Raw genomic sequence first — 21,556 nt, 5'->3', positions numbered from 1 at the left:
ATGCCGACACCGAGGCGAATATGGAACCTGCGTTGCAATTCCAGCTACGGATCACCGTCTCGCCCGAATTTGCCGACATGTTACGTGCTGACCCGACGTGTGCTTCGCATAGCGTGCTTCGCGATGTTCTGCGCAGGCACGACGCAACGTTGAAATGCCAGTTCGATGCCTTCGCCGACTACGTGAGCGAAGCAGAACGGCAGGGTACGGAAAACTATCCGCTTTATCAATGGACTCGCGAGACGATCGAAAACCCGGAGAAGAAGGCGAAGTACCTGCAATCGTTTACCGTTTATGTGAATGGCGACGAGGTCTACGGCAAAGACGTCGCCGATAACATGGAGAACGAACTATTGCAGTTGGTCCGTGAAGACGGAATACAACGCGTCTCCAGATTCGATACCAATCCGGCGAATAATCCGCAACCGCCCAAACGATAGCCGTCACGCTTACTAAACGTAAAGTTCGTCGCGTCTCTGCGCGGCGTCAGCTAATCGTCATTTCGGTTTTACATTTGACGACAAGGCGTCGAGATCGTGAGACGATGCAAACTCACTTTTTCTCGAGGAGAGCGACATGGGACTCTTGGACGAAGCAGGAAAGATTGCGGGGGCGATCGCCGCCGTTGAAGCGGCAGAAAAAGTGGATCCGGAAGCGGGCTTGCTGACGAAAGGCATCGCCGCTATCGCCGGTTTTGAAGGCGCCGGCAAGCTGGAATCAATGATGGAAAAGAAAGACGACGACAAGCAGGACGTCGCCGACAACACCCAGCCCACGGACGACACGAATCCGCAGACGTGAGTGGTGGTTCGCCGCCGGTCGCATGATCCATGATGGAATACATGCGCCGGCAACGCTTCGGCGCGCTTGCCGTCGCTGGTGATTGCCTCAGCGCGGGGCGGTATTCAACGCGAAACTCGCATGTTCAAATGCGAAATGGCAAGCGGCGCCATCGGAGTCGACGTCCGCGCGTGTCTGCAGCACGCCGGTTACGTCGATGCGGTCCCCGGTTTTGTACACCGAGGTCCGCTTGTCGTTCACCATCAGATCATCGCGGGTCGTCGCCACGCCGATGCACTTCGGATTGGACGGCTCCTTGAACACGATCACATACTTGCCCGGCTTTCCGACAAACCCGTCGGAATGCGTGACGCGCGTGACGATACCGGTCACGACCAGCCGGCGCTCGTCCCATTTCTTCTTCGCGTTATTTTCATTCTGCTTCCAGTCGACGGCCATCTCGGTCATCGTGGTCCGCTGTGCGGCCGTCAATCCGCGGAAATCGCCGCTCAGGACGTCGCCAGTGGTGTCGAGGAAATCCGAGGTCGAGGACATCGCGCCGTCCATTGACGTGCAACCGCCCAGCAGTGCCGTGATCAATAACGTTGCCGCCGTGTATTTCTTTTTCGTATTCATGGCAATATGACTCAGTCCGAAGCGCAGCTAGGGGCGCGCGAATCCCCGCCGCCTGCTGTTAATGCCGGCGGTCTGGTTGTGAAATTGAAGTGTGTTTAAAGGCGGAAAGCCTGGAATCTGCCCTTAGTTTGGTTTTTGGTCGCCAAAAGTTATAAAAATCAATTATTTGAACGTGCGCGAAGTTCACCGCACACGCCTTTCGGTATTTATTTCTAGCTGCGCCACATATCGAAATGCATATTAAAAAATGACTTCTGAATGACTGATTTTATGAGATGCGTTTGGTCTTTTTCAAATGATATATATCGGTCTACCAAGCTGTCAATCATCTGATTTGCAATGCAGATGTGGGAGCACGAAACTGTCCGCACCGGGCGGTTTCATCCGAGTGTCATAGTCTGGCGACTACGATGGCTGGTCGTCCCCGTTGCGCGCCGGTCTTCAGCGCACTCGCGGTTCACGCAGAACGCGGTGCGTCCGTCCTATGCGTCGGCGTCCTTCCACCCCCGTACAACAACACCAGACATGTCGAACAGAAAAATCGCTAAGGCTTCGCCGACCGATCAAGGCGCTTCCATCGTCTCGCGTCGTGGGTTCCTGAAGTTTGCCGGTGCGTCCAGTCTCGCTACGGCGGCGGGCACGCTTTCATCGGCGGCGCGCGCGGCGAACAGCGCACCCGACGGTACACCGGAGCAAGTCCACCTGACTTGGGGCAACGATCCGACCCACGAGGTCACGGTGTCGTGGGCGTCGCTTGCGCCGGCAGTGAGCCCGCAGGTGCGCGTCAGCGGCGCGCGCGAGGGGAAACATACGGTGCATGGCGTTCAAAGCACCTATACGGACGGCCTCAACGGCGAGGTCGTGTTCACGTATCACGCGCGTCTGCGAGATCTGAAACCCGATACGAGTTACGAATACGAGGTGACCGCCGAGAACGACAGCAACGCGGCTCAGCCCTTCACCGCGAACTTCCGTACTGCGCCGCGTGGACGCGCGCCGTTTCGCTGGACAAGTTATGGCGATCTCGCGACGCCGAATACCGGCTGGGTTCTGTCGTCGCCGCAAAGCCGCTTCGCGGTGCAGGCGGTCGAGCGCTTTCAGCCGCTGTTCCACCTGCTCAATGGCGACCTGTGTTACGCCAATCTGAATCCGACGCACCAGCCTGATGTGTGGCGCGACTTCGGCAACAACTGCCAGACGTCCGCGTCGAACCGGCCGTGGATGCCGTGTCCTGGCAATCACGAGCTCGAGTTCCATAACGGCGAACAAGGCCTCGCCTCGTATCTCGCGCGCTATACGCTGCCGGATAATCACACGCGCTTTCAGGGCCGCTGGTACAGCTTTCGCGTGAGTTCCGTGCTGTTCATTTCGCTCGATGCGGACGACGTCGTGTATCAGGACGCGGCCGCGTTCGTTGCCGGCCCGGATCCGCTGGTGCCGGTGGCCAGCACCGGCAATCCGCCTATACAACCCGGTACGTCGCTCTATGTGCGCGGCTACAGCGCCGGCGAGCAGACGCGTTGGCTGGAGAAGACATTGCACCGTGCCTCCGAAGACGACGAGGTCGACTGGATCATCGTTCAGATGCATCAGGACGCGCTGAGTTCGTCGAAGACGGGCAACGGTTCCGATAAAGGCATCCGCGAGGCCTGGTTGCCGCTGTTCGATCGCTACGGCGTGGACCTGGTGCTGTGCGGCCACGATCACGACTACGAGCGCAGTTATCCCGTGCGCGGCTGCAACCACAACAAGGGCACCGACATCGCGACGGGCCGGCCGGTGGATACATTGCAGCCGAAACCGGTGATGTCGGCGGTGTCGTCGGGCGCATCCACGTTCGATACGAGCCACGGCACGATTCACCTGATTCTCGGCGGCGGCGGCACGAGCGCGCCGCTGGATGTCTATGGCTTGGATGCCGGCACGGGACTGCCGCAGGCGCGTATTTTCACGCGCCCTAATCGGCCGGTAGCCGGCACGACAGCCGGGACTTTCGTGCGCGCGAACGCGGACGCGGTGGAAGATGCGATCTGGTCGGCGCAACGCGATACCGGCACCGGTTATGGCATCGCGGTGTTCGATCATGATCCGGGGCATCCGGGCGGCGAGACCACGGTCACGATGAACTACTATCACGCGCCCGGCGCGGATCAAACGCCGACGCAGAACTACGAATTGTTCGAGACCATCGAGTTGAAAAAGAAGCGTCGCGGATAAGGTTCGAATTAGCGGTTGGCGGGCTGCCGGTCTACGGCGGCTCGCCAGTAGTGTCGGTATGATCGTCAATATGATTAGCTATCCGTAGGATATGCAAAAGCAACCGGCCGTATTCTCGTCCTGTTTGGCTTGAGGCTGTAAAAACCTCTGCTCTCAACCCTTCGATCATTTTGTTACACGTCTTACCGATGTGAAGTGACGTGGTTACAAAGGCCTTTCAAAAGCGCGGTTATACTCGGCGCCGTCAACAACAATGAAAGAGCTTGTTATGTCGAAGAGAATCCTCAAGATTGTTGCCGTTGCAGCGCTCACGGCTTCGGCGTCCTTGTCGGCAATGGCTGGCGATATGAACAACGCGCTTGGCGGCGCGCTCGGCGGTGTCGCCGGCGCTGCGCTGGGCGGCGCGGTCGGCGGCAGCACGGGCGCCGTACTCGGCGGGGCAGTGGGCGGCGGCGCCGGCGGCGCGGTCACGTCGAATCGCAAGGAACGCACGGGCGCCATTATCGGCGGCGCGCTAGGCGGCGGCGCGGGCACGGCGGCTGGCAATGCGATGGGCGGTCGTGGCGGCGGTCTCGTCGGCGCTGCATTGGGCGGCGGCGCGGGCTCGGCGCTCGGCGGCAACATCTCGCGCTCCAACTCGTACGCCGACGACTATTCCCGCGGCAACCGGTCGGGCAAGCGTCATCACAAGCATCGGCATTACGACTGAGCGGAAGAGCGAGAGGGCGACCTGGTTCATAGCACAGGTACTTGCCCACGCGCCAATTGCGCCGGGCAATACGTGACCGACACGCTGCATTGACTTTGCCTCGTCGATGGTTATCGTAAACGGTCCTCGCAGTCGCATGCCAACACGCGCTGCGAGGGTACTTTACGATTTCCTCCATCCTCAGGAGACGAAGAAAGATGCCACGAGTGTATTGCGCAGGACCGCTCTTCAACGCGGCCGAACGGGCCGAAATGGAGTCAATTGCAGCCACGCTGGAGGCTGCGGGTTTGACGACATTTCTTCCGCATCGCGACGGTCTCGAGTTCGCGAAGCTCAAACCGGAACTCGAGAAGCTCGGCGCGTCGGTTGAAGAAGCCGCGCACATGCTCGACCGCGCGATCTTCCGCCTGGATACCTATCAACTGCTCAGGCGTTGCGATGCGGTGGTCGCCAATCTCAACGGCCGCGTTGCCGATGAAGGCACGGTTGTCGAGGCGTCGCTTGCGTGGCATGCGGGCAAGCCGCTTGTTCTCTTCAAGGCTGACGCACGCTCCATGCTCAGTGGCTCCGACAATCCGATGCTCACGGGCTTAGGCGATTTCGACGTGGTCGATCAACTGTCGGCGTTGCCGCAGGCCATTCAGAAAGCCGTCGCGCGCGATCGGAGTCACGGCGTGGAGCAGACGTTGGAGAGCGGTGCGGAGATCGCGTCGCTTCGCGAGGGTGGTGGCGAGTTGACTGCGCTTGCGAAGACGCTGTACAGCACTTTCAAGAAGCCATAAGGCATGATGCCTGCGGGGCAGGCGCTCTATTTGGAAGATTGCGAAAGTGGGGCGGAGTCCGCGCTTGCATCGGCTCGTACCGTTTGCAGCATGGGGGTAAAAGCGCCCATGAGCTTCCCTTGGTCTTTCAGCTTCGTGAGAATTTCGATCGTCCTGTTGCGGAAATCGCGCTGCTCGTCCGGTGTGGCGCTCAATTTACTCAGCAGAAAATACGCCTCCGCCAATGTCGACTGGGTCATCGCATTGTCTGGATCACGCTTCGCGATAGGCTCGATGGCATCCGTGGCCTTGCGCGCTTCAGAAGCGCCGTCGGCGGCGTTTTTCTGCGCCATGAGCGTGCTTGCACGGATGATGTGGAACTCCGCGAGAGTTTGCCGCAAACTCGCGTTCGACGGATCGTCGCGAGCGAGCACGTCGACAATGTCGATGCTCTTCTGTGACTCGGCCAAAGCGCCAGGCAGGTCATTCTGGACTAGGAGCGCCGCGCTCAGCAACGAGTGACCCGTGGCGAGATCGGACTGCCACGACTTGTTGCCAGGCGCGCTTTGCGCGAGCGGGGTGAGCAATTCAATACCGCGCCGCGCCTCGTTTGCCGCCTGTGCTGCGTCTTTTTGCGCGAGTAATTGCATGGCAATGCTCACGTGCGCGAGGGCCACGCTTTCCTGCAAATAGCGGTGGTCAGGTTCACGGCGGGAGAGGGACTCGCCGAGCGTCAGCGCCTGGCGCAGCTCGGCTAGCGCCGCGTCGTTGTCACCGCGCGCAATGAGTGCGTCCGCATGACGCAAATGCGCGGACAGAATCTCTTTCTGCCCATCGACATTGTTCGGGTCCTTCTGCGACTGCGCTTGGGCGATGTTCAGCGCGGTCTGATACTCCGCCAGCGCGCCCTCATAGTCTCCCTTCGATTCCAACGCGATGCCCAGCCTTTGATGAGCGGAAAATCGCGCCTCGGCTACGGTCATGATTCTGGGCGAAGAATTGTGCGGTTTAGCCGGATCAGCCAGACCGCGTCGATCGAGTGCGTCGGCCACCGTCACTGCCTGGCGATACGAAACCAATGCACCGGTCAAGTCACCTTGTTCGAGAAGGCTGTCGCCGATGCGCGAGCGCGCCAGTGCGAAATCGAGCTGGAGATCGACATCGTCGGGCTTGTTACGAGCAAGTGTTTCGATGATCGCCATGCTTTGCCGAAACTCCGCCAGAGAGTCCGCGATCTTTCCCGCCGATTGAAGAACAGCGCCAATCGAGTCATGCGTGACGGCAAGATCGCGTTGCCACTCCTGGTTGCGCGGATCCTGTTGAACCAGCTTCTGCAATATGGCAAGCGCCTGTCTGAAGTGCGCAAGCGCGCTATCGAGGTCGCCTTGCTTCTGGATCTCGACGCCCATCCGGTCATGCGCTACCGCAAGGTCGCTTAGCAGAGCAGCGTTGTCGGGCGACGCTGCCCGTTTTCGTTCGAGCAGTGCACGCGCCTGATCGAATGTCGTCAGCGCGTGCTGTGTCTGGCCGAGCCGGTCTTGCAGGTCGCCGATGAAAATCAGCGTGTCCGGATCGTCCGGTTCGTATCCGGCGGCGCGCTGATAAGCCTTGAGCGCGCCCTCGGTGTCGGTAAAGAACGCCAATGCGCCTTGCTGCCGGGCCAGTTCCGCGGCCTTATGCTTGTCGGCCGCGGCCGAACTCGCGTTTTGCTCCGCCTGTCTGGCGACGTTGGCTTCCTGATCATGCAATAGCGCAACCGACGGAGCCGAATCGCCTGCTTGCAAGGCCGCAAGTGCGTGGTTGGCCGCCGGCGCGGTGGTGGGTGCTTGCGTCATCGCCTGGATGGACGCCACGGCTTTTTTCAATTCGTTGAGCAGCCGCGCTTCTTCGCGCATTCGCGACTTCAACTCCGACAGCACGGCGGCGTCGGCCGAACTGACGTTGATCGTGTTGCCGTTGCCGATGACATTGGTCGCGATGCCGCCGCCAGAGGCTGAAGCCGACTGGCGCTCATTCGACGTGCGCGTTGCTGTTTGTGCCGATGCTGCAGCGGCGGCCGCGACGGCAAGCACGATCGTGGCGATCAGCGCAGACAGGTGGCTCGACGGGTTCATTTTCTGATCACCACCACATTGCTCGAGCCCGACACGTTGGTAGCGGCGTCACCATTCGCGGTCGCGCTCTGATTGACCGGTTGCGACGGAGGTGGCGCCGGCGGCGCCGCGGCGGCGGACGGAACGGGGTGAGCTTCTGGCGGGGCCGGTTGATGAAGGATACCCATCGTCGTGAGCACGCCGATCAGCGCGACAATGCCGGCACCGACGAATTGCAGCACCGTGCGGTTGTCCTTTTGTTTCAGCCAGCCCCACAAGCCGTATCGCGCCGGCGCCTTGTCCGCCGCACTTTCCCGCGCTTTTGGCCGAACGCGCACGCCCATGGCGGCCTCCTTGTGTCGATGCCGATTCCTCCGCTTTAGTTAAGACGATCCGCGACCGCCAGAAAGAAAAAAGGTCGCGAATCGCAGTGCAATTCATCACACGAAAGTGGCGGTGATACCCCCACTTGACGGTGCATCCGCCAAGTGGGAGTATCGCCGCCCGATGCGCATGTATTGCTGATTCGCGGAATGCTTCGTGCGTGGCAACGCAGCTCCTGAACGCCACGAGTGCGCGTGCTATGCACGACACGCGCCGACGCATACGACAACAAAAAGAGAATGGCTCAAAGGCCGCCTTTAGAACGCAATACAAGGACCGAACCTTCATGTAGATTTTCGACGGAGGTCACTCATGCTGTTTCATGCTTCCATCCCAGCTCGCAATCCGGAAAACGTCGCACGTGTCATCGCCGAACTGTGGGGCGGATTTCACGCACCGTTCCCTTCCTTTCCCGATTCGTGGATGGCGATAGCTGGCGACGACCGTGGCTCGATCATCGAGACCTATCCCAACGATCGCGTGCTCAGCCCCGACGGCGAACAGGTTTCGTCTGTGCCAGGCTCGAGCACTGCTCCGCGATACAGCGCATTTCACATTGCCATTGCGAGCAAACTGTCCCCCGAGGAAGTCTTCGCAATCGGCGAGCGAGAAGGCTGGCGCGCGGTGCGCTGCACGCGCGGGCGCAACTTTTTCGATGTGATCGAATTGTGGATCGAAAACGTTCTGCTGATCGAAGTGTTGACGGAAGAGATGCAGAAGCAGTATCTCGCCTTTGCCACGCCCGCAAACTTCCGCGCACTTGCGGCGGCAGCGGCAGCGACTCAAGCATGAATCGATGAGCGGCGTCGCGCGTCTCTATCTCATCATCAATCGCGTCTGCGCGCCGCTCTTTCTACACCCGGCGCAAATGCCGAACAGAACCAACTGACGTGCCGTCACCGCGAAGTCGAGGCTGTTCGCGACAGACTGCTGTCGCGCCTCGATTTCCGCATCGAAGAACTCATAGATTCGACCGCAGACCGTGCAGACGAGATGATCGTGCCGGGTTCCGTCATTCAGTTCGTAGACCATGCGGCTTTCGCCAAAGGCCACGCCCGACAATAAATCCGCATCCACGAGTTGACCGAGCACACGATAGACCGTGGCGAGGCTCATGTTGCGCATGTCTTCATTGAGAAGCTTATAGACCTGTTCAGCGCTGAAGTGGTCACGAGCGTGCTCATGAAAAAACTCCAGCACCAGGACTCGTGGGAACGTGGGCCGCAGACGGGCTTGCTCCAGAATTCTATGAATTTTCATGGGCGTCGTGGCATTCGAGAAGCGGCGACCGACCTGTTGGATTCAAGGTCGCCGCGATGAAGAAGTCGGTGGGAATGACGTCGCGCTATTTCGGCAAGACGAACCGCGAGTGGCCGAACTATGTAAGCCGGCTCCTTAAGAGAACCTTAAGCGCCAGTTTCGGGAAGCATTGGACAGTCGCAAACCGATGAACTCAAACGGCCTGTTTTTGGCTAAATTACGTATTCCTTTCGCTCGGCGTTGCCGTCAAAATCGCGCCACACTGACTCCCGGCGGATCCCGCAACGCGTTAAGCTTCGCCCCCTCATTGTTCTTTTGACGCCACGCGGCTTATTTTTTTTGACACCTCATTTATTTTCATCGCCCTATGATTGGGGGGCTCGTTTACCGCCGCGCTGGCTAGTACGCGTCCACTGAGCCGATATGAAAACCATGCAATAGATAAGCGCGCACCATGGCAAAGCCATTGAAATGATGTGTCGCGCAATAAACATCCAATAACTACTTATGCTTCTCGCGGTTTGCGCAACAACGGTTGCAAATGTATTGCATGCGTGTGCATGGCGCTGGTGGAAAGAGCAATTGATACCCTCAATTACCGCTTGATCTCGGAGCCAACAAAGTATGAAAAAATCTTTACTCGCGGCCGCGCTCTTCGGCGCGTTTACGATGTCGGCGCATGCGCAAAGTAGCGTGACGCTCTATGGCCTCATCGATACCGGATTGGTTTACACGAACAATCAGTTTGGGCACAGCAATTGGCAGGAAGTGAGCAGTTCGACCCAGAACACGGTCTTCGGTCTCAAGGGCTCGGAGGATTTGGGTGGCGGCTTGCACGCGGTCTTCAAACTCGAGCAAGGTTTCCTGCTGAACAACGGCGCCCAGGCATTCTCCGGTGATGGTTTCGGCTCACAGGCGTGGGTCGGCCTGCAAAGCGATCCGTACGGCACCTTGACGTTCGGCCGCCAGTTCGACGTGATGAACGACCTCGTCGGACCGCTCACGGCGGAGTTCAACACGTGGGGCGGCAGCATGGCCGCGCATCCGTTCGAGAACGACAACCTTGCTGCGAATTCGGTCGTGATCAACAACTCGGTCAAGTACGCGAGCCCGACCTACCGCGGCGTTACGTTCGAAACGATGTATTCGTTCAGCAACAAGGCCGGCGACTTCGGGAACAACCGGTCATACGGTTTCGGCGTTTCGTATGCGCAAGGTCCGGTGAATCTTGCCGCCGGCTATCTGCAATTGAACAACGCGGGCAACGGCAGCGGCGCGGTGACTTCGAGCGATGCAAGCGCGAACTTCCTCGCACAACGCCAGCGTATCTGGTCGCTGGGCGGTAACTACACGTTCGGGCCGGCCACTGTCGGGCTGGTCTGGAGCCACACGCAGATCGACAACGCGTCGGGCGTGTTCTCGTTCGGCACGGGCAGCTACCTCGGTTCGGGCGACCCGTCTGCCGGATCGCTGGCCGGTTCACTGCGTCTCGACAACTACGAGGTGAACGCAAAGTACGCGCTTACGCCGGCGTTGAGCGTATCCGGCGAGTACACGTACACGCATGGCGCCTATAACGGTTCGTCGCCGGGATGGAACACGGCCATGCTGCAGACCGATTACTCGATCAGCAAGCGTACGGACTTCTATCTCGAAGGCGTCTATCAGAATGTGCACGGTGCGCCGGCGGACTCCGTACTCTCGCATGCCATGATCAACACGTTGTCGCCGTCTTCGACCAACACGCAAGTGGCGGTCACCGTGGGGATGCGTCACGCGTTCTAAGCAGGTTCGTGACGAGTAGTCTGTGAAGATGCATGCCTGGCTGCTGCCGGGCATGCGTCATTGTGCGAGCGCTATGCTCGCGGTCTTCAGTCGATCGGAACGATCTGGCTCAAAAGCGCGATCGTCCCATCTTCCACCACGCGCGCAGTGATCCCGCCGAATCCTCTGACCGCGTTATATCCGCCTGTTCCAAGCACTTCCTCCATGCGGGAACAAGGGTGGCATTCGCCCGTGGCTTCGAGAATCGCGTCGCCGATCCGGAAGCGGCGTGCCTTCAGCGCATAGAGATTGATACCTGACGTTACGACGTTGCGTCGCAGATTCAGGGGCGACACCGCGCTTTGCCCCAAATGACTCGCAATAGCAGCCAGGCTTTCTGTCTCGATCAGAGTGACCTGCCTGTTGCCACCGGCGCGGCTGTAGTGATCATCGGCAAGTCCGTGGCCAACGCGCGCCTCCACGGTTTCGACGACTCGCATCGGTTCGCGGCGCATTGATCGTACGCCGAGCCAGACGACGCTACCTGGGCGAACGGGCGCGAGCATGAGGCGCGCGAGCGGAGATTCGGGGTTGAGCGGCATCTTTCTGAAAAGGTTCTGTGGTGGGCGCGCGCTTCGATTATGACGTGTTTGATGCAAGGCCACCCGTCGACGGCGGACCGGCCTTTTGCCGTCCGATCTTCGGAAGACGTGACGGGCCTTCGCGATGCGCCAGTTGGGACATCGCAGGATCCGGCTAGCATGGGCGGAGTCCGGGAATCGATCACCAGGAGGATTGATGAACTTGCCGAAAGCGACTACGCGTCGTTCGCTATCTGTGATCGTGGCGCTTGTTGCGTGTGTCCATATGAACGAGCAGGTGCACGCTCAAACTCCTGCGGCGCAGGCGCTATTCATGTTGCGAGTCGACTCGTATTCAGATCGCGCGGCGAATAATCGTGCGTACGAGGACCGTCAGTACAACAATCGTCAGTATTTCAATCGGCAATACGAGAACCGGCAGTATGAAAACCGGCAGTATGAAAACCGGCAGTATGAAAACCGCCGGTACAACAACCAGCTCTATAACAACGAGCAGGATCAGACGCGACTCAACGGGATGGTGTCGCCGTAAGCCGGACTCAGGTCACCGAAACGCGGTGGTCACGGTAGCACGTGCGGGTTGAGCGTCTCGGCACGTACTGCACTCCACGCCAAAGTGACGCCCTCGCCACATGCCGCCGATTTCCGGCACGCATGATGTTGCCGGTGCATGGAGAACGTTCAGCGCGACGCGGCTTGTGAACCTTCGTCCTTCGCTTCAGCCAGAATCTGCTGGATGACTTGCTCGAAAGTTTCGACAGGCTGTCCGCCGCTCACCAGATAGCGACGGTTGAGGATAGTGGCCGGCACCGATTGAATCCCCATTGCCTCGTTATTCCGCTCCTCCGCACGAACCTCCGCGGCATAGGTTCCTTTTTGCAGTACGTCACGTGCCTCCGCGGCGTCGAGCCCAACGGATTGCGCCGCTTCGATCAACACTTCGTGGTTGCTGGTGTCCTTGCCTTCGCCGTGATAGGCCCGCAACAGGGCCAGGTTGAGCGGCAACTGCGCACCCTTGATGCCGGCCCAATGCAGCAGGCGATGCGCGTCGAACGTGTTGTACACGTGCGTGCGCGGGCCGAAGGCAAAACCAACGCTCGCACCACGCTCGCGAATCGCCGCCTGCGTTTCAGCGATTTGCTCCGCCGTGCGCCCATATTTCTTGCCGAGATAGTCGACAATGGTCTCGCCGTCCGGTCCCATGTCCGGATTCAACTCGAACGGATGCAGGACGATTTGCGCGTCGACCGTGTCGCCAAGGCGCGAGAGCGCGCGTTGCAGCGAGGAGAGGCCGATTGCGCACCATGGGCAGGCGATGTCGGAGACAAAATCGATTGTGAGCGGTTGTGTCATTGCGGTGGTCCTAATGGGAAGAATCTGTTGCGTGGCCGGCTTGGTGCCAGAGCGAGGGCCGCAAACAGCGTAACCTGAATTGCGAGTATTTGCAGGACCGCCCTCGTGACGGAACGCGAGCCGGCGCCTTACAATTCACCAACCGCAGTTGGAGCCGTTGACCATGCGAGCAACAGGGATGCCGGCAGGCGTCATAATCCCTCTTCGCCGTCGTGCACGACAACGACTGCTTTTCCAACGTTGATAGGAGCTTCAAATGAGCAAGGGATATTGGGTGACGTCATATCGCGCGACGAAAGACGCGGCCAAGCTTGGCGCATATGCGCAGCTTGCCGTGCCCGCCGTGGCGGCTGCCGGCGGCAAGTTCATCGTACGTGGCGTGGCGGACGAGGCTCGTGAGCAAGGCTTGAAGGAGCGGACGGTCGTGATCGAGTTTCCGACCTACGAAGCAGCCGTCGCGGCCTACGAAAGCGAACTCTACAAGAAGGCGCTGGCGGCATTGGGCGATGGCGTCGAGCGCGATCTGCGGATTGTGCGCGGCACGGAGTAACGCAAGAGATGCGGAGAGCGCGACCTGCTTAGGCAGGTTCGCGCCCAAAGGCGGCAATCCAGCGTGATGCAATGCAACGGCAGGCCACCGCCTGCCGCGCTTGTCACCGAATCTATTTCACCGCGCCCAGCGCGAGCCCCTTCACCAGATACCGCTGCAACCACGCGAACACCACCGAAACCGGCAACGTGGCGCAAAGCGTAGCGGCCATCACCAGATGCCACTCGACCACGTATTTCCCGGCGACCATGTCGGTCACCTGCACGGTCAGCGTTTTATTCTCCGGTGAGCGGATCAAGGTGTACACGACGGCAAACTCGTTCCACGCGTTGATGAACGTGAAGATCGCAGTGACGACGATCGCCGGCACCGCGAGCGGCAGGAACACTTTGAAGACCGCCTTGGTCCGTCCGCATCCTTCGAGCCACGCCGACTCTTCCAGATCGCGCGGCACCGTCTGAAAGTACGAAGACAGCATCCACACGGCAAACGCGATGTTGAAGGCCGCATAAGAGACGATCACGCCGATCTTGGAGTCAACCAGGTTGCCGTCGCCATAAGGAATCATCGCTGCCAGCCGGAACAAGCCGACTACGAGCAGGATAGGCGACAACATCTGCGTGACGAGCAGAAACTGACGGTAGAGCCCGCGTCCTCGAAAGGGAAACCTAGCCAACGCATACGCCGCCGGCAAGCTGACTGCCAGCGCAAGCGCGGTCGACAGCAAACTGATCACCGTGCTATTGCGTAGCGCCACGCCGAAATTGGCGGCGACCCACATGTCGGAGAAATTGCTCCACTGCCAATGCACCGGCAACCAGCGCGCCGGATAGACAAAAATCTCGGAAGCCGGCTTCAACGCCGTAAATAGCATGACGGCGAACGGAAACAGCACCACCACGATTAGCGGCGACAGCGCGAGCCAGCACCACAGCGAGCGCTTCATCTTGACGCTGAGACTCATGACGGATCTCCTTCTTTCGCGGGCTGCAGGCGCAGATAGGCGATCGAGAAAACGAACAGCATGACGAGCATGATCAGTGACACCGCTGCAGCTTCGCCGGGGCGCCCGAGCCGGAAGCCGAGCTCGTAGAGATACGTGACGAGAATGTGCGTGCTGTTGTCGGGGCCGCCCTGCGTCATCACCCAGATGATCGGAAACGAGTTGAACACGTAGATCACGTTCAACAGAATCGTCATGTTGATGAACGGCCGCAACAGCGGCATGGTGAGTTTGCGAAACTGCTGCCAGGCGCTCGCGCCGTCCATGCGAGCGGCTTCGTAAATATCGCCGGGCACCGAGGACAAACCGCCCAGCAGAATCGTCACCGTAAACGGAATCGACACCAGAATGCCGACTGCGATTTCGACCGGAAACGCGAGCTCCGGCGTGGCCAGCCAATGAATCGGACCGCTGATCAAGCCGAGCCGCTGCAACGTGACGTTGACCATGCCGTAGTCGTCGTTGAAGGCCCAGCGCCAGACCACGGCGGTCATGGTCAGCGAGACGGACCACGGCAGCATCACGATCGTGCGCGCCACGCCGCGCCCGTAGAAATCCTGATTCAGCACCAGTGCGACAGGCACCGAGATCAGCACCGTGCCGCCCACCACGCACACGGTCCAGACAATGGTCCGCTTGGCGGCGGCAAGAAACGCGGGGTCGCTGAAGATCGTATAGAAATTCCGCAGACCGGTGAAATCGCGAATCGCGCCGAAGCGCGAGACCTCGTGCAGCGATTGCCACACGATGTTGAAGATCGGATAGCTGATGATGAAGAGCGCCAGTACCAGACTCGGCGCAATCAGCAACCAGGGCGCTTGCAGGCGCGAAGAAGCGGAACGGCTCATGCGTGCTCGATCGTAAGGCGCGTCCGCGTTGATGAGCAGGCGCGTCGGGATGGGCCGGATAGTGCATTACGAGCGAAACGCGCACTGCCTTCGTAGTGGCGGCGCGCGTTCCGGGTTCAGCAGATCACTACGAGATAAATACGACTGTGCTGCGTGATCACTTACCGAGCGACTTGTTCGCTTGCGTGGCCGCCGCATTCAATGCGTCAGCCGGCTTGGCCTTGCCCAGGTAGATCGACTGCATTGCATCGGTCACGGCCTTGGCGGTGTCTTCCCAGCCGGTCACGGTCGGTGCGAAGTGGGCGGTCGGCAGCAGCGCGACGAAGGCCTTGGTGTCCGGATCATTGAATGCCGGGTCGGTTGCCTCAGCCTTGGTGGTCGGCAGGAAGCCTTCAGTCGTGGTGAACTCCACGCGCGGTTCCTTCGTGAACAGATAGTCGAGGAACTTCCACGCCGACTTCTTCACCTTCGAGTTCTTGAACATCACGATCGAGTCCGTGACGGCGTAGGTGGCGTGTGCCGTGCCCATCGGAATCGGATCGATGCCGTACTTCAGGTTCGGCGCTTCTTTCTTGATCTGCTTGGCGAGGAACGGCGCGGAGATCATCATCGCGACGCGGCCTTGCTTGAACAGATTCTGCACGTCTTCGCGGCTATAGCCGGTCACGCCCGGTTGCGTCAGGCCCTGGTCGATCATCGTCTTGTAGAGCGTGGCGGCCTTGATGCCGGCCGGCGAATTGAACGCCGCCTTGCCGTCCTTGCCAACCACGTCGCCACCATTGGTCCACAGGGCGTAGTAATAGTAGACGTCCGTTTCGATTTCCTTGCCTTGCAGACCGAAGCCGGCAATGCCCTGCGCCTTCAGTTTCTTCGACGCTTCGATCACGTCGTTCCAGGTCTTCGGGCCGTCGGGATAGCCGACTTTCGCGAGCAGGTCTTTGTTGTAGTACAGCGCGCGCGCGGAAGCGGCGATCGGCAGGCCGTACACCTTGCCGTTGATTTCACCCGGCGCGAGGAACGGGCCGATGAAGCGGCTCTTGAAGCTGGCGTCCATATAGCCGTCGAGCGGCTCGGCGACGTCGTCCTTCACGAAGTCGAGCAGCCACCGTGTGCCGACGATCGCGAGGTCGGCGTTGGCGTTGCCTGAAATGTCCGTTTGCAGTTTCTGTTGCAGCGTGTCCCAGTTCACATCTTCGATCTTGATGGTCGTGCCGGGATTGGCCTTCTCGAAGTTACGGGCCATCTTTTCGAAGTACGGTGCGGTCGCGTCGCTGTAGTGGGCGACGGTCACGCGGACCGTGTCGGCGTGAGCCGCGACGGCGATACCTGCAAACGCGAGCGCCACGGCAATTTTGCCTAGCGCGAGGGAAGCACGGGCTTGCAACGACATTTCTCTCTCCTGGGGTGGTTTGCTGCCGTCGCCGGCCGCTTCGGGTTGAATTGTTTGAAAAAATCCTACATGACGCAAAATAGCTTGTCACGTAGGGTCTGCCATATTTCTTCCCGGCCAGTTTTGTGCATAAGATGCTGTAAAGCAGGGGTATTCTGCATAGGGTGATGTCACGGATACCCAATCTTCGGGATGACTAGACAACTGCGCCAACCTTGGTTTGTAAGAAATTTACACGCTAATCCGGTGCTGGCGGCGCGGTTGAAGAGCGAGGCGGACATGAATCGTGTGGTGTTGGTTACGGGCGCTTGCGGCGGCATCGGCAGCGTGTTGTGCAGGCGCTTCGTGGAACAGGGCGATACGGTGCTGGCGCTCGACATCGACGCCGCCGCGCTGAAGGCTTTGACCGCGCAACTCGGCGAGGCGCACGTCACGCCGATCGCGGTCGATCTCGGCGACGCCGCCGCAGTGCAGCAAGCCGTGGCCGCCGCGGTCAAGGTGCGCGCTCCGGTGGATGTGCTGGTCGCCAACGCGGGCGCGGCACAAGGTCTGACGCTTGCCACGACGGATGTCGCGAGCTGGCAGCGCGACATCCATCTGAATCTGAACGGCACGTTTCACACGGTCGAGGCCGTGCGCGCGTCGATGATCGAGCGGCAACGGGGCGCGCTGGTGCTGATCGGTTCGGTGAACGGCATGGCCGCGCTCGGTCATCCGGCGTACAGCGCGGCGAAGGCCGGGCTCATCAGTTATACGAAGGCGCTCGCGCTCGAACTCGGCCGCTACGGGATTCGCGCGAACATCGTGTGTCCCGGCACGGTGAAGACGCAGGCGTGGCAGGCGCGCGTCGACAAGAATCCGCAGGTCTTCGAGGATCTGAAAAAGTGGTACCCGTTGCGCGACTTCGCGACACCTGACGACATCGCCGACGCCGTGCTGTTTCTCGCCTCGCCGATGGCGCGCGTGATTACCGGCGTCGCGCTGCCGGTCGACGGGGGCCTGATGGCTGGCAACCGTCTGATGGCGGAAGAACTGACGCTCGAATCGCTCTGAACCGCGCGCGGCAACATTGCAAGTAGCACGAGATCGAGTCAACGAAGCAAGATGATGAGGACAGCATGGCAGCAGTGCAACTGAGCGGCATCTTCAAACGCTATGGCGACACGCAAGTGGTGCACGGCATCGATCTCGACATCGACGACGGCGAGTTCGTCGTGCTGGTCGGGCCGTCGGGCTGCGGCAAGAGCACGTTGATGCGCATGGTGGCGGGGCTCGAGGAAATCAGCGGCGGCGATCTGATGATCGGCGGCACGCGCGCGAACAGTCTCGCGCCGCAGCAGCGCAATATCTCGATGGTGTTCCAGAGCTACGCGCTATATCCGCATCTGTCCGTCTACGAAAACATCGCGTTCGGGCCGCGGATTCGCAAGGAGTCGTCGGCGAGTTTCAAGCCGCGGATCGAAGCCGCCGCGAAGATGCTGAACCTCGGCGGCTATCTGGACCGTTTGCCGCGCGCGCTGTCGGGTGGCCAGCGGCAACGCGTGGCAATGGGCCGCGCGGTGGTGCGCGAGCCGTCGCTGTTCCTGTTCGACGAGCCGCTGTCCAATCTCGACGCCAAACTGCGCGTGCAGATGCGCACCGAAATCAAGGCGCTGCATCAGCGGCTGAAGAATACGGTGATCTACGTCACGCACGATCAGATCGAAGCCATGACGATGGCGGATCGCATCGTCGTCATGAACGCGGGGCGGATCGAGCAGATCGGCCGTCCGCTGGAACTGTACGATCATCCGGCGAATCTGTTCGTGGCGAGCTTTCTCGGCTCGCCGTCGATGAACTTTGCTGAAGGTGTGATCGCGAGCCGCGCGCAAGGTCAGGGCCTCGCGCTGAATCTGACGGACGGTGGCGAGATCGTGCTGGAAGGCGCGCCCGCGTCGGCCGTGGTCGGCGCGAAGGTCACGCTCGGCGTGCGGCCGGAACACATCGAAACCACGACGCCGACACCCGACGCGACGATGGAAGTCGAAGTGGTCGAGCCGACTGGTGCGGAGACTCACTTGTACGGGAAAATAGGCGGCAGCACGTGGTGCGTGACGACTCGTCAGCGCTCGAAAATCGAGCCCGGCCAGCGCGTGACGCTGCGTTTGCCGGCCGAACATATTCATCTGTTCGATACGGAGAGTGGACGCAGGCTGGTCTGAACCGCGTGTTGCTGTTTTGAGGTCGATACGAGCTTGCCTCGGGCTCGCTGAAGCTGCGACGCGGATTCATTTAACCCGTGAGAAGACGCCGGGCCGCCCCAAGTTTTCTCATCCCCTCGGGGGGCCTCGCACGAAGCGACAGGTCTGGGGGCGCTTTTAAGGAACACCGGGTGTCCGCACCGAACTTGATTCCCCACATCCGCAGCGCACTCGCCAGTTTGCGGCCCGCCGAGCGTAAGGTCGCCGACATGGTGTTGAGCGACGTCGACTTCGCGATGCGCGCGAGCATCACCGAACTCGCGCAGCGCGCGGACGTGTCCGAGCCTTCCGTCACGCGCTTTTGCCGCGCGATCGGTGCGCATGGTCTGCGCGACTTCAAGATGCAATTGGCGCAGAGCGTGGCGGGCGGGCTGCCGTATGCATCCACGGCGGTGGCGCGCGACGACGACGTGCAGACGCTCATGGACAAGGTGGGCGAGGCGGCGGTCGACGGCATCACGCATGCGCGTGGCGCGCTGGATCCGGCGGTAGTCGAGAGTGCGATTGCTGCGTTGTCGAGCGCGCGGCGGGTGTTTTTCTTTGGCGTCGGTTCGGGTTCGGGATTGGTCGCGCAAGATGCGGCGCTGCGGTTTCTGCGGCTCGATATTGCATCCACTGCGTTTACCGATGGGCATCTTCAGCGTCTTTACGCGGGCCTCATGGAACCGGGCGATGTCGCCTTTGCGATTTCGCATTCGGGCCGCAGTGTCGAAGTCAACGAGAGCATTCAGATTGCCAAGGAGCGTGGCGCGACCACGATTGCGCTGACGAATGTCGGCTCGCGGCTGGCGTGGCTGGTGGATATTGCGCTGCTGCTGCGCGTGCCGAGCCCGATCGATCCGAATACGCCGGGCGTGTCGCGGCTCGTGCATCTGTGCATCATGGACGCGCTGGCGATTGGCGTCGCGCTCAAAGCCGGGCCGAAGACGCTCGAGAAGATGCGGCATGCGAAGGCGAGGTTGGCGTCGCATGAGCCGGAGGCGGCGGGGGATTGAGCGGCCGCGAAAGTCGCTTGTCGATTTCCGCGCAGTTTTGACTACTCGGCAGCCGTCGCCATCCACCCAAAACGTCGCGACAAGCGTGACGTCGCGGCGCGCAAAGTCTGCGCCGGGCCGCCCGTCAAATCACTGTCGAAACTGCCGCTCGGCCCCATCAACGCCAGGACCAGGCAGATGCTGCCCGTATGATCCAGTACCGGCGCGGCTAGCGTATTGATGCCCGGCACAGGGCGGCTGAGTGCCGTGTCGATGCCGTCCGCACGGATCTGCGCAAGACGCTGCGCATAGGCTTTCGTCAACGGCGGCAATGCCGCCGCTGCGTCCGTACCGGCTGCCGACTTCGCCTTCCCCGCAAAAACATCGGCCGCATTCGCGCCCGCCAACCGCAGATGATCCTGCGCCAGCAAACCCACGCGTACGTCGTCCGCGACATAGGCGGCGAACACGCGGCCGATCGCCGTATTCGCCAGCGACATCACCGTGCCGACCCGCAGGCTCACGTGCAGCGGTCGCGCCGATTCCTCCAGGCGCACGACGGTCGGCCCAAGCGGCCCGAGCACCGCCATCGCGACGCTCATGCCCGTCGACGCCGCCAGTTCGACCACCTCGGGCTCTGCTTCACGCGTCGGCGACAATCGCTGCAAACCGATCAAACTCAGTTCCAGCGCGAGCGGCCCGGCTTCGAAACAGCCCGCCGCATCGCGATTGAGCAAGCCGATTTTGAGCAGGCTCACCAGGTGCGGAAACGCTTTCGCCGGCGGCATGCCGGCGGCCGCCGCGAGATCGCGCAGATTCAGCGGCCGCGCCGCCGCGACCAGCGCCGCCAACAACTCGCCCGTGCTATCGAGCGACTGGATGCCGCGCTGAGGTTTGGCATCGGCGGAAGTGCGGGGAGATGTGTCGAGAGAATCGGTCACGATGCGGAAGAAGCCAGCAGGGAAGGTGCGGTTGCCAGTTCGGCGCCGATGTCGCGCGCCGCGGCAAGCAGTGTGCGCGCGATCGGACCGTCGGCGGCGGCGTCGATCGCGCCGGTCGAGCCGATCACCGTCAGCGCGAGCGACAAGCGGCCGTCGGCATCCAGCACGGGCGCGCTCAGACTGCTGATGCCCGGACTCGGTGCATCCACGCTGCACTCCAGGCCGCGCGCGCGGATCGCGTCCAGCGTGGCTTCGAAGGCGGTGCTTTGGTCAGGCGGTGTCATGGCGCGATTCGCCGCGCCGGACTGATTCGCCCACATGGCATCCAGCGCCGCGCGCGGCAGAAACGCGCAAAACACGCGTCCCGTCGATGTGGCCGGCAGCGACATCACCGTGCCCACGTGCAAATTGACGTGCAACGGAAAGCCCGCGTGCTCATAGCGAACGATGGTCGGCCCTTGCGGCCCGGCAATACAGATCGCGACGCTGAAACCGATCGCTTCGGCCAGCGCGGCCACGCGCGGCACGGCGGCGCGAAACGCCGGCTGGTTTTCCAGATGCAGCAAACCGAGCCGCAACGACAGCGGGCCGGGTTCGTAGCGGCCAGAAAGCTCGTCGCGCTTGATCAGACCCAGCCGGCTCAAGCTCACCAGATAGGCGTGCGCCTGCCCGGGCGCGATCTGCGCGGCGCTGGCGAGGTCGGACAAGGCGAGCGGCGTGCGCGCCTGCGCGAGCGCCAGCAACACGCGACCGCCCACTTCGACGCTCTGAATGCCGCGCTGCGTCTTGCCGCCGTCCGTCGTCTCGCTAACGCCCGCGCCTTTGCCCGTGGCCGCTTTCGCTGCTTTGCTCACACCCGCGCTCGTCCGTAAAAAAGGGTCCATGTTAACCGAAGGCCTGTGCCTTTCTATCCTCATCTTAGGCCTCTGGCGATTTGTGTATAGCGATACATTTCGCTATTGACAAATAAACTGGCGCCGTCCTAAGATGCATTCACCCCGACACACCGGCGCAGTCACAGAGTCAAAAACGGGGCGAGACAATCCTCCAA

At 61.0% G+C, this 21,556-nt stretch carries 24 protein-coding genes; 13 read left to right on the top strand and 11 right to left on the bottom strand.

Translation table 11 applies throughout. From position 1 onward, the window contains the following. Positions 1 to 20 precede the first annotated feature (20 nt). Both P0D96_RS16660 and P0D96_RS16655 read left to right on the top strand, forming a co-directional pair. Complete coding sequence (locus P0D96_RS16660) at positions 21 to 440, top strand: hypothetical protein (RefSeq protein WP_408177324.1); 420 nt, start codon at positions 21 to 23, stop codon at positions 438 to 440. Positions 441 to 576: 136 nt separating this feature from the next. Beyond that, positions 577 to 801 carry a hypothetical protein gene (locus tag P0D96_RS16655; protein WP_132378974.1) on the top strand — a complete coding sequence of 75 codons (225 nt, stop codon included), beginning with the start codon at positions 577 to 579 and terminating at the stop codon, positions 799 to 801. A gap of 87 nt (positions 802 to 888) precedes the next feature. Here the strand turns inward: P0D96_RS16655 and P0D96_RS16650 are convergent, their stop codons facing one another. Further along, on the bottom strand, positions 889 to 1,416 hold the full coding sequence (locus P0D96_RS16650) for a hypothetical protein (protein WP_408177322.1): 528 nt from the start codon (positions 1,414 to 1,416) through the stop codon (positions 889 to 891). Positions 1,417 to 1,941: 525 nt separating this feature from the next. On the opposite strand from P0D96_RS16650, the gene P0D96_RS16645 reads away from it, so the two are divergent. From P0D96_RS16645 to P0D96_RS16630, 4 genes are all read left to right on the top strand, one after another. Further along, positions 1,942 to 3,633 carry a purple acid phosphatase family protein gene (locus P0D96_RS16645; protein ID WP_408314364.1) on the top strand — a complete coding sequence of 564 codons (1,692 nt, stop codon included), beginning with the start codon at positions 1,942 to 1,944 and terminating at the stop codon, positions 3,631 to 3,633. Further along, the gene (locus P0D96_RS16640; RefSeq protein ID WP_408291784.1) at positions 3,591 to 3,695 is read left to right on the top strand and encodes a hypothetical protein; all 105 of its coding nucleotides are present in this window, start codon (positions 3,591 to 3,593) and stop codon (positions 3,693 to 3,695) included. The genes P0D96_RS16645 and P0D96_RS16640 overlap by 43 nt, the downstream gene beginning before the upstream one ends. Before the next feature lie 206 nt (positions 3,696 to 3,901). Then, positions 3,902 to 4,342: a hypothetical protein gene (locus P0D96_RS16635; RefSeq protein ID WP_408291765.1), complete on the top strand. Its 441-nt coding sequence runs from the start codon at positions 3,902 to 3,904 to the stop codon at positions 4,340 to 4,342. Positions 4,343 to 4,539: 197 nt separating this feature from the next. After that, positions 4,540 to 5,124 (top strand): nucleoside 2-deoxyribosyltransferase, encoded by a 585-nt coding sequence (locus P0D96_RS16630; protein ID WP_408291763.1) that lies wholly within the window; start codon positions 4,540 to 4,542, stop codon positions 5,122 to 5,124. 26 nt (positions 5,125 to 5,150) lie between these two features. Here the strand turns inward: P0D96_RS16630 and P0D96_RS16625 are convergent, their stop codons facing one another. Continuing rightward, on the bottom strand, positions 5,151 to 7,217 hold the full coding sequence (locus P0D96_RS16625; protein ID WP_408314362.1) for a tetratricopeptide repeat protein: 2,067 nt from the start codon (positions 7,215 to 7,217) through the stop codon (positions 5,151 to 5,153). Further along, positions 7,214 to 7,540 carry a hypothetical protein gene (locus tag P0D96_RS16620; RefSeq protein ID WP_408314361.1) on the bottom strand — a complete coding sequence of 109 codons (327 nt, stop codon included), beginning with the start codon at positions 7,538 to 7,540 and terminating at the stop codon, positions 7,214 to 7,216. The genes P0D96_RS16625 and P0D96_RS16620 overlap by 4 nt, the downstream gene beginning before the upstream one ends. 352 nt (positions 7,541 to 7,892) lie before the next feature. Between P0D96_RS16620 and P0D96_RS16615 the strand changes: the two genes are divergently transcribed. Continuing rightward, positions 7,893 to 8,372: a hypothetical protein gene (locus P0D96_RS16615; protein ID WP_408291757.1), complete on the top strand. Its 480-nt coding sequence runs from the start codon at positions 7,893 to 7,895 to the stop codon at positions 8,370 to 8,372. Between the two features lie 24 nt (positions 8,373 to 8,396). Here the strand turns inward: P0D96_RS16615 and P0D96_RS16610 are convergent, their stop codons facing one another. Continuing rightward, the gene (locus P0D96_RS16610) at positions 8,397 to 8,840 is read right to left on the bottom strand and encodes a Fur family transcriptional regulator (protein ID WP_408177315.1); all 444 of its coding nucleotides are present in this window, start codon (positions 8,838 to 8,840) and stop codon (positions 8,397 to 8,399) included. Positions 8,841 to 9,464: 624 nt separating this feature from the next. Here P0D96_RS16610 and P0D96_RS16605 point away from each other — a divergent pair. Beyond that, a complete protein-coding gene (locus tag P0D96_RS16605; RefSeq protein WP_408177314.1) occupies positions 9,465 to 10,625 on the top strand; it encodes a porin in 1,161 nt (386 codons plus the stop codon). An 86-nt stretch (positions 10,626 to 10,711) separates the two neighbouring features. Here P0D96_RS16605 and P0D96_RS16600 read toward each other — a convergent pair whose 3' ends face one another. After that, positions 10,712 to 11,119, bottom strand: coding sequence for an MOSC domain-containing protein (locus P0D96_RS16600; protein WP_408177313.1), 408 nt, complete (start codon positions 11,117 to 11,119; stop codon positions 10,712 to 10,714). Between the two features lie 283 nt (positions 11,120 to 11,402). Between P0D96_RS16600 and P0D96_RS16595 the strand changes: the two genes are divergently transcribed. After that, positions 11,403 to 11,738 carry a hypothetical protein gene (locus P0D96_RS16595; RefSeq protein ID WP_408314360.1) on the top strand — a complete coding sequence of 112 codons (336 nt, stop codon included), beginning with the start codon at positions 11,403 to 11,405 and terminating at the stop codon, positions 11,736 to 11,738. Between the two features lie 149 nt (positions 11,739 to 11,887). Here P0D96_RS16595 and P0D96_RS16590 read toward each other — a convergent pair whose 3' ends face one another. Further along, positions 11,888 to 12,559, bottom strand: a complete 672-nt coding sequence (locus tag P0D96_RS16590) for a DsbA family oxidoreductase (RefSeq protein ID WP_408177311.1) — start codon at positions 12,557 to 12,559, stop codon at positions 11,888 to 11,890. A 256-nt stretch (positions 12,560 to 12,815) separates the two neighbouring features. Here P0D96_RS16590 and P0D96_RS16585 point away from each other — a divergent pair, with 256 nt between their 5' ends. Further along, positions 12,816 to 13,109 carry a DUF1330 domain-containing protein gene (locus P0D96_RS16585; protein ID WP_408177310.1) on the top strand — a complete coding sequence of 98 codons (294 nt, stop codon included), beginning with the start codon at positions 12,816 to 12,818 and terminating at the stop codon, positions 13,107 to 13,109. Between the two features lie 112 nt (positions 13,110 to 13,221). On the opposite strand, the gene P0D96_RS16580 is transcribed toward P0D96_RS16585, so the two are convergent. The 3 genes from P0D96_RS16580 to P0D96_RS16570 all read right to left on the bottom strand — a co-directional run bounded on the left by P0D96_RS16580 (position 13,222) and on the right by P0D96_RS16570 (position 16,350). Beyond that, on the bottom strand, positions 13,222 to 14,073 hold the full coding sequence (locus P0D96_RS16580) for a carbohydrate ABC transporter permease (protein ID WP_132378946.1): 852 nt from the start codon (positions 14,071 to 14,073) through the stop codon (positions 13,222 to 13,224). Beyond that, complete coding sequence (locus P0D96_RS16575; RefSeq protein ID WP_132378944.1) at positions 14,070 to 14,960, bottom strand: carbohydrate ABC transporter permease; 891 nt, start codon at positions 14,958 to 14,960, stop codon at positions 14,070 to 14,072. The genes P0D96_RS16580 and P0D96_RS16575 overlap by 4 nt, the downstream gene beginning before the upstream one ends. Before the next feature lie 157 nt (positions 14,961 to 15,117). After that, positions 15,118 to 16,350 (bottom strand): ABC transporter substrate-binding protein, encoded by a 1,233-nt coding sequence (locus tag P0D96_RS16570; protein ID WP_408314358.1) that lies wholly within the window; start codon positions 16,348 to 16,350, stop codon positions 15,118 to 15,120. Between the two features lie 279 nt (positions 16,351 to 16,629). Here P0D96_RS16570 and P0D96_RS16565 point away from each other — a divergent pair, with 279 nt between their 5' ends. The 3 genes from P0D96_RS16565 (at position 16,630) to P0D96_RS16555 (ending at position 19,585) form a co-directional block, all read left to right on the top strand. After that, positions 16,630 to 17,403 carry an SDR family oxidoreductase gene (locus P0D96_RS16565; protein WP_408314356.1) on the top strand — a complete coding sequence of 258 codons (774 nt, stop codon included), beginning with the start codon at positions 16,630 to 16,632 and terminating at the stop codon, positions 17,401 to 17,403. Positions 17,404 to 17,468: 65 nt separating this feature from the next. Next, a complete protein-coding gene (locus tag P0D96_RS16560) occupies positions 17,469 to 18,551 on the top strand; it encodes an ABC transporter ATP-binding protein (RefSeq protein WP_408177308.1) in 1,083 nt (360 codons plus the stop codon). A gap of 170 nt (positions 18,552 to 18,721) precedes the next feature. Further along, positions 18,722 to 19,585, top strand: coding sequence for a MurR/RpiR family transcriptional regulator (locus P0D96_RS16555; protein WP_408177307.1), 864 nt, complete (start codon positions 18,722 to 18,724; stop codon positions 19,583 to 19,585). Between the two features lie 41 nt (positions 19,586 to 19,626). Here the strand turns inward: P0D96_RS16555 and P0D96_RS16550 are convergent, their stop codons facing one another. Both P0D96_RS16550 and P0D96_RS16545 read right to left on the bottom strand, forming a co-directional pair. Further along, positions 19,627 to 20,505 carry an IclR family transcriptional regulator gene (locus P0D96_RS16550; protein WP_408177306.1) on the bottom strand — a complete coding sequence of 293 codons (879 nt, stop codon included), beginning with the start codon at positions 20,503 to 20,505 and terminating at the stop codon, positions 19,627 to 19,629. Then, positions 20,502 to 21,389 (bottom strand): IclR family transcriptional regulator, encoded by an 888-nt coding sequence (locus P0D96_RS16545; protein WP_408314353.1) that lies wholly within the window; start codon positions 21,387 to 21,389, stop codon positions 20,502 to 20,504. The genes P0D96_RS16550 and P0D96_RS16545 overlap by 4 nt, the downstream gene beginning before the upstream one ends. Positions 21,390 to 21,556: the final 167 nt, after the last annotated feature.

The organism is Paraburkholderia sp. RL17-347-BIC-D (assembly GCF_046027915.1).
Taxonomy (GTDB): Bacteria; Pseudomonadota; Gammaproteobacteria; order Burkholderiales; family Burkholderiaceae; genus Paraburkholderia.
The sequence above is the reverse complement of the archived record's forward strand: the minus strand, read 5'-3'. Positions and strand labels throughout refer to the sequence as shown.

Bases quoted from the DNA above. Each gene is read 5' to 3' on its own strand.
- P0D96_RS16660 (WP_408177324.1), top strand. From the start codon at position 21: ATGGAACCTGCGTTGCAATTCCAGCTACGGATCACCGTCTCGCCCGAA.
- P0D96_RS16620 (WP_408314361.1), bottom strand. From the start codon at position 7,540: ATGGGCGTGCGCGTTCGGCCAAAAGCGCGGGAAAGTGCGGCGGACAAG.
- P0D96_RS16595 (WP_408314360.1), top strand. From the start codon at position 11,403: ATGAACTTGCCGAAAGCGACTACGCGTCGTTCGCTATCTGTGATCGTG.
- P0D96_RS16645 (WP_408314364.1), top strand. From the start codon at position 1,942: ATGTCGAACAGAAAAATCGCTAAGGCTTCGCCGACCGATCAAGGCGCT.
- P0D96_RS16615 (WP_408291757.1), top strand. From the start codon at position 7,893: ATGCTGTTTCATGCTTCCATCCCAGCTCGCAATCCGGAAAACGTCGCA.
- P0D96_RS16650 (WP_408177322.1), bottom strand. From the start codon at position 1,416: ATGAATACGAAAAAGAAATACACGGCGGCAACGTTATTGATCACGGCA.
- P0D96_RS16635 (WP_408291765.1), top strand. From the start codon at position 3,902: ATGTCGAAGAGAATCCTCAAGATTGTTGCCGTTGCAGCGCTCACGGCT.
- P0D96_RS16630 (WP_408291763.1), top strand. From the start codon at position 4,540: ATGCCACGAGTGTATTGCGCAGGACCGCTCTTCAACGCGGCCGAACGG.
- P0D96_RS16655 (WP_132378974.1), top strand. From the start codon at position 577: ATGGGACTCTTGGACGAAGCAGGAAAGATTGCGGGGGCGATCGCCGCC.
- P0D96_RS16545 (WP_408314353.1), bottom strand. From the start codon at position 21,389: ATGGACCCTTTTTTACGGACGAGCGCGGGTGTGAGCAAAGCAGCGAAA.
- P0D96_RS16610 (WP_408177315.1), bottom strand. From the start codon at position 8,840: ATGAAAATTCATAGAATTCTGGAGCAAGCCCGTCTGCGGCCCACGTTC.
- P0D96_RS16580 (WP_132378946.1), bottom strand. From the start codon at position 14,073: ATGAGTCTCAGCGTCAAGATGAAGCGCTCGCTGTGGTGCTGGCTCGCG.
- P0D96_RS16600 (WP_408177313.1), bottom strand. From the start codon at position 11,119: ATGCGCCGCGAACCGATGCGAGTCGTCGAAACCGTGGAGGCGCGCGTT.
- P0D96_RS16565 (WP_408314356.1), top strand. From the start codon at position 16,630: ATGAATCGTGTGGTGTTGGTTACGGGCGCTTGCGGCGGCATCGGCAGC.
- P0D96_RS16625 (WP_408314362.1), bottom strand. From the start codon at position 7,217: ATGAACCCGTCGAGCCACCTGTCTGCGCTGATCGCCACGATCGTGCTT.
- P0D96_RS16560 (WP_408177308.1), top strand. From the start codon at position 17,469: ATGGCAGCAGTGCAACTGAGCGGCATCTTCAAACGCTATGGCGACACG.
- P0D96_RS16585 (WP_408177310.1), top strand. From the start codon at position 12,816: ATGAGCAAGGGATATTGGGTGACGTCATATCGCGCGACGAAAGACGCG.
- P0D96_RS16570 (WP_408314358.1), bottom strand. From the start codon at position 16,350: ATGTCGTTGCAAGCCCGTGCTTCCCTCGCGCTAGGCAAAATTGCCGTG.
- P0D96_RS16575 (WP_132378944.1), bottom strand. From the start codon at position 14,960: ATGAGCCGTTCCGCTTCTTCGCGCCTGCAAGCGCCCTGGTTGCTGATT.
- P0D96_RS16605 (WP_408177314.1), top strand. From the start codon at position 9,465: ATGAAAAAATCTTTACTCGCGGCCGCGCTCTTCGGCGCGTTTACGATG.
- P0D96_RS16590 (WP_408177311.1), bottom strand. From the start codon at position 12,559: ATGACACAACCGCTCACAATCGATTTTGTCTCCGACATCGCCTGCCCA.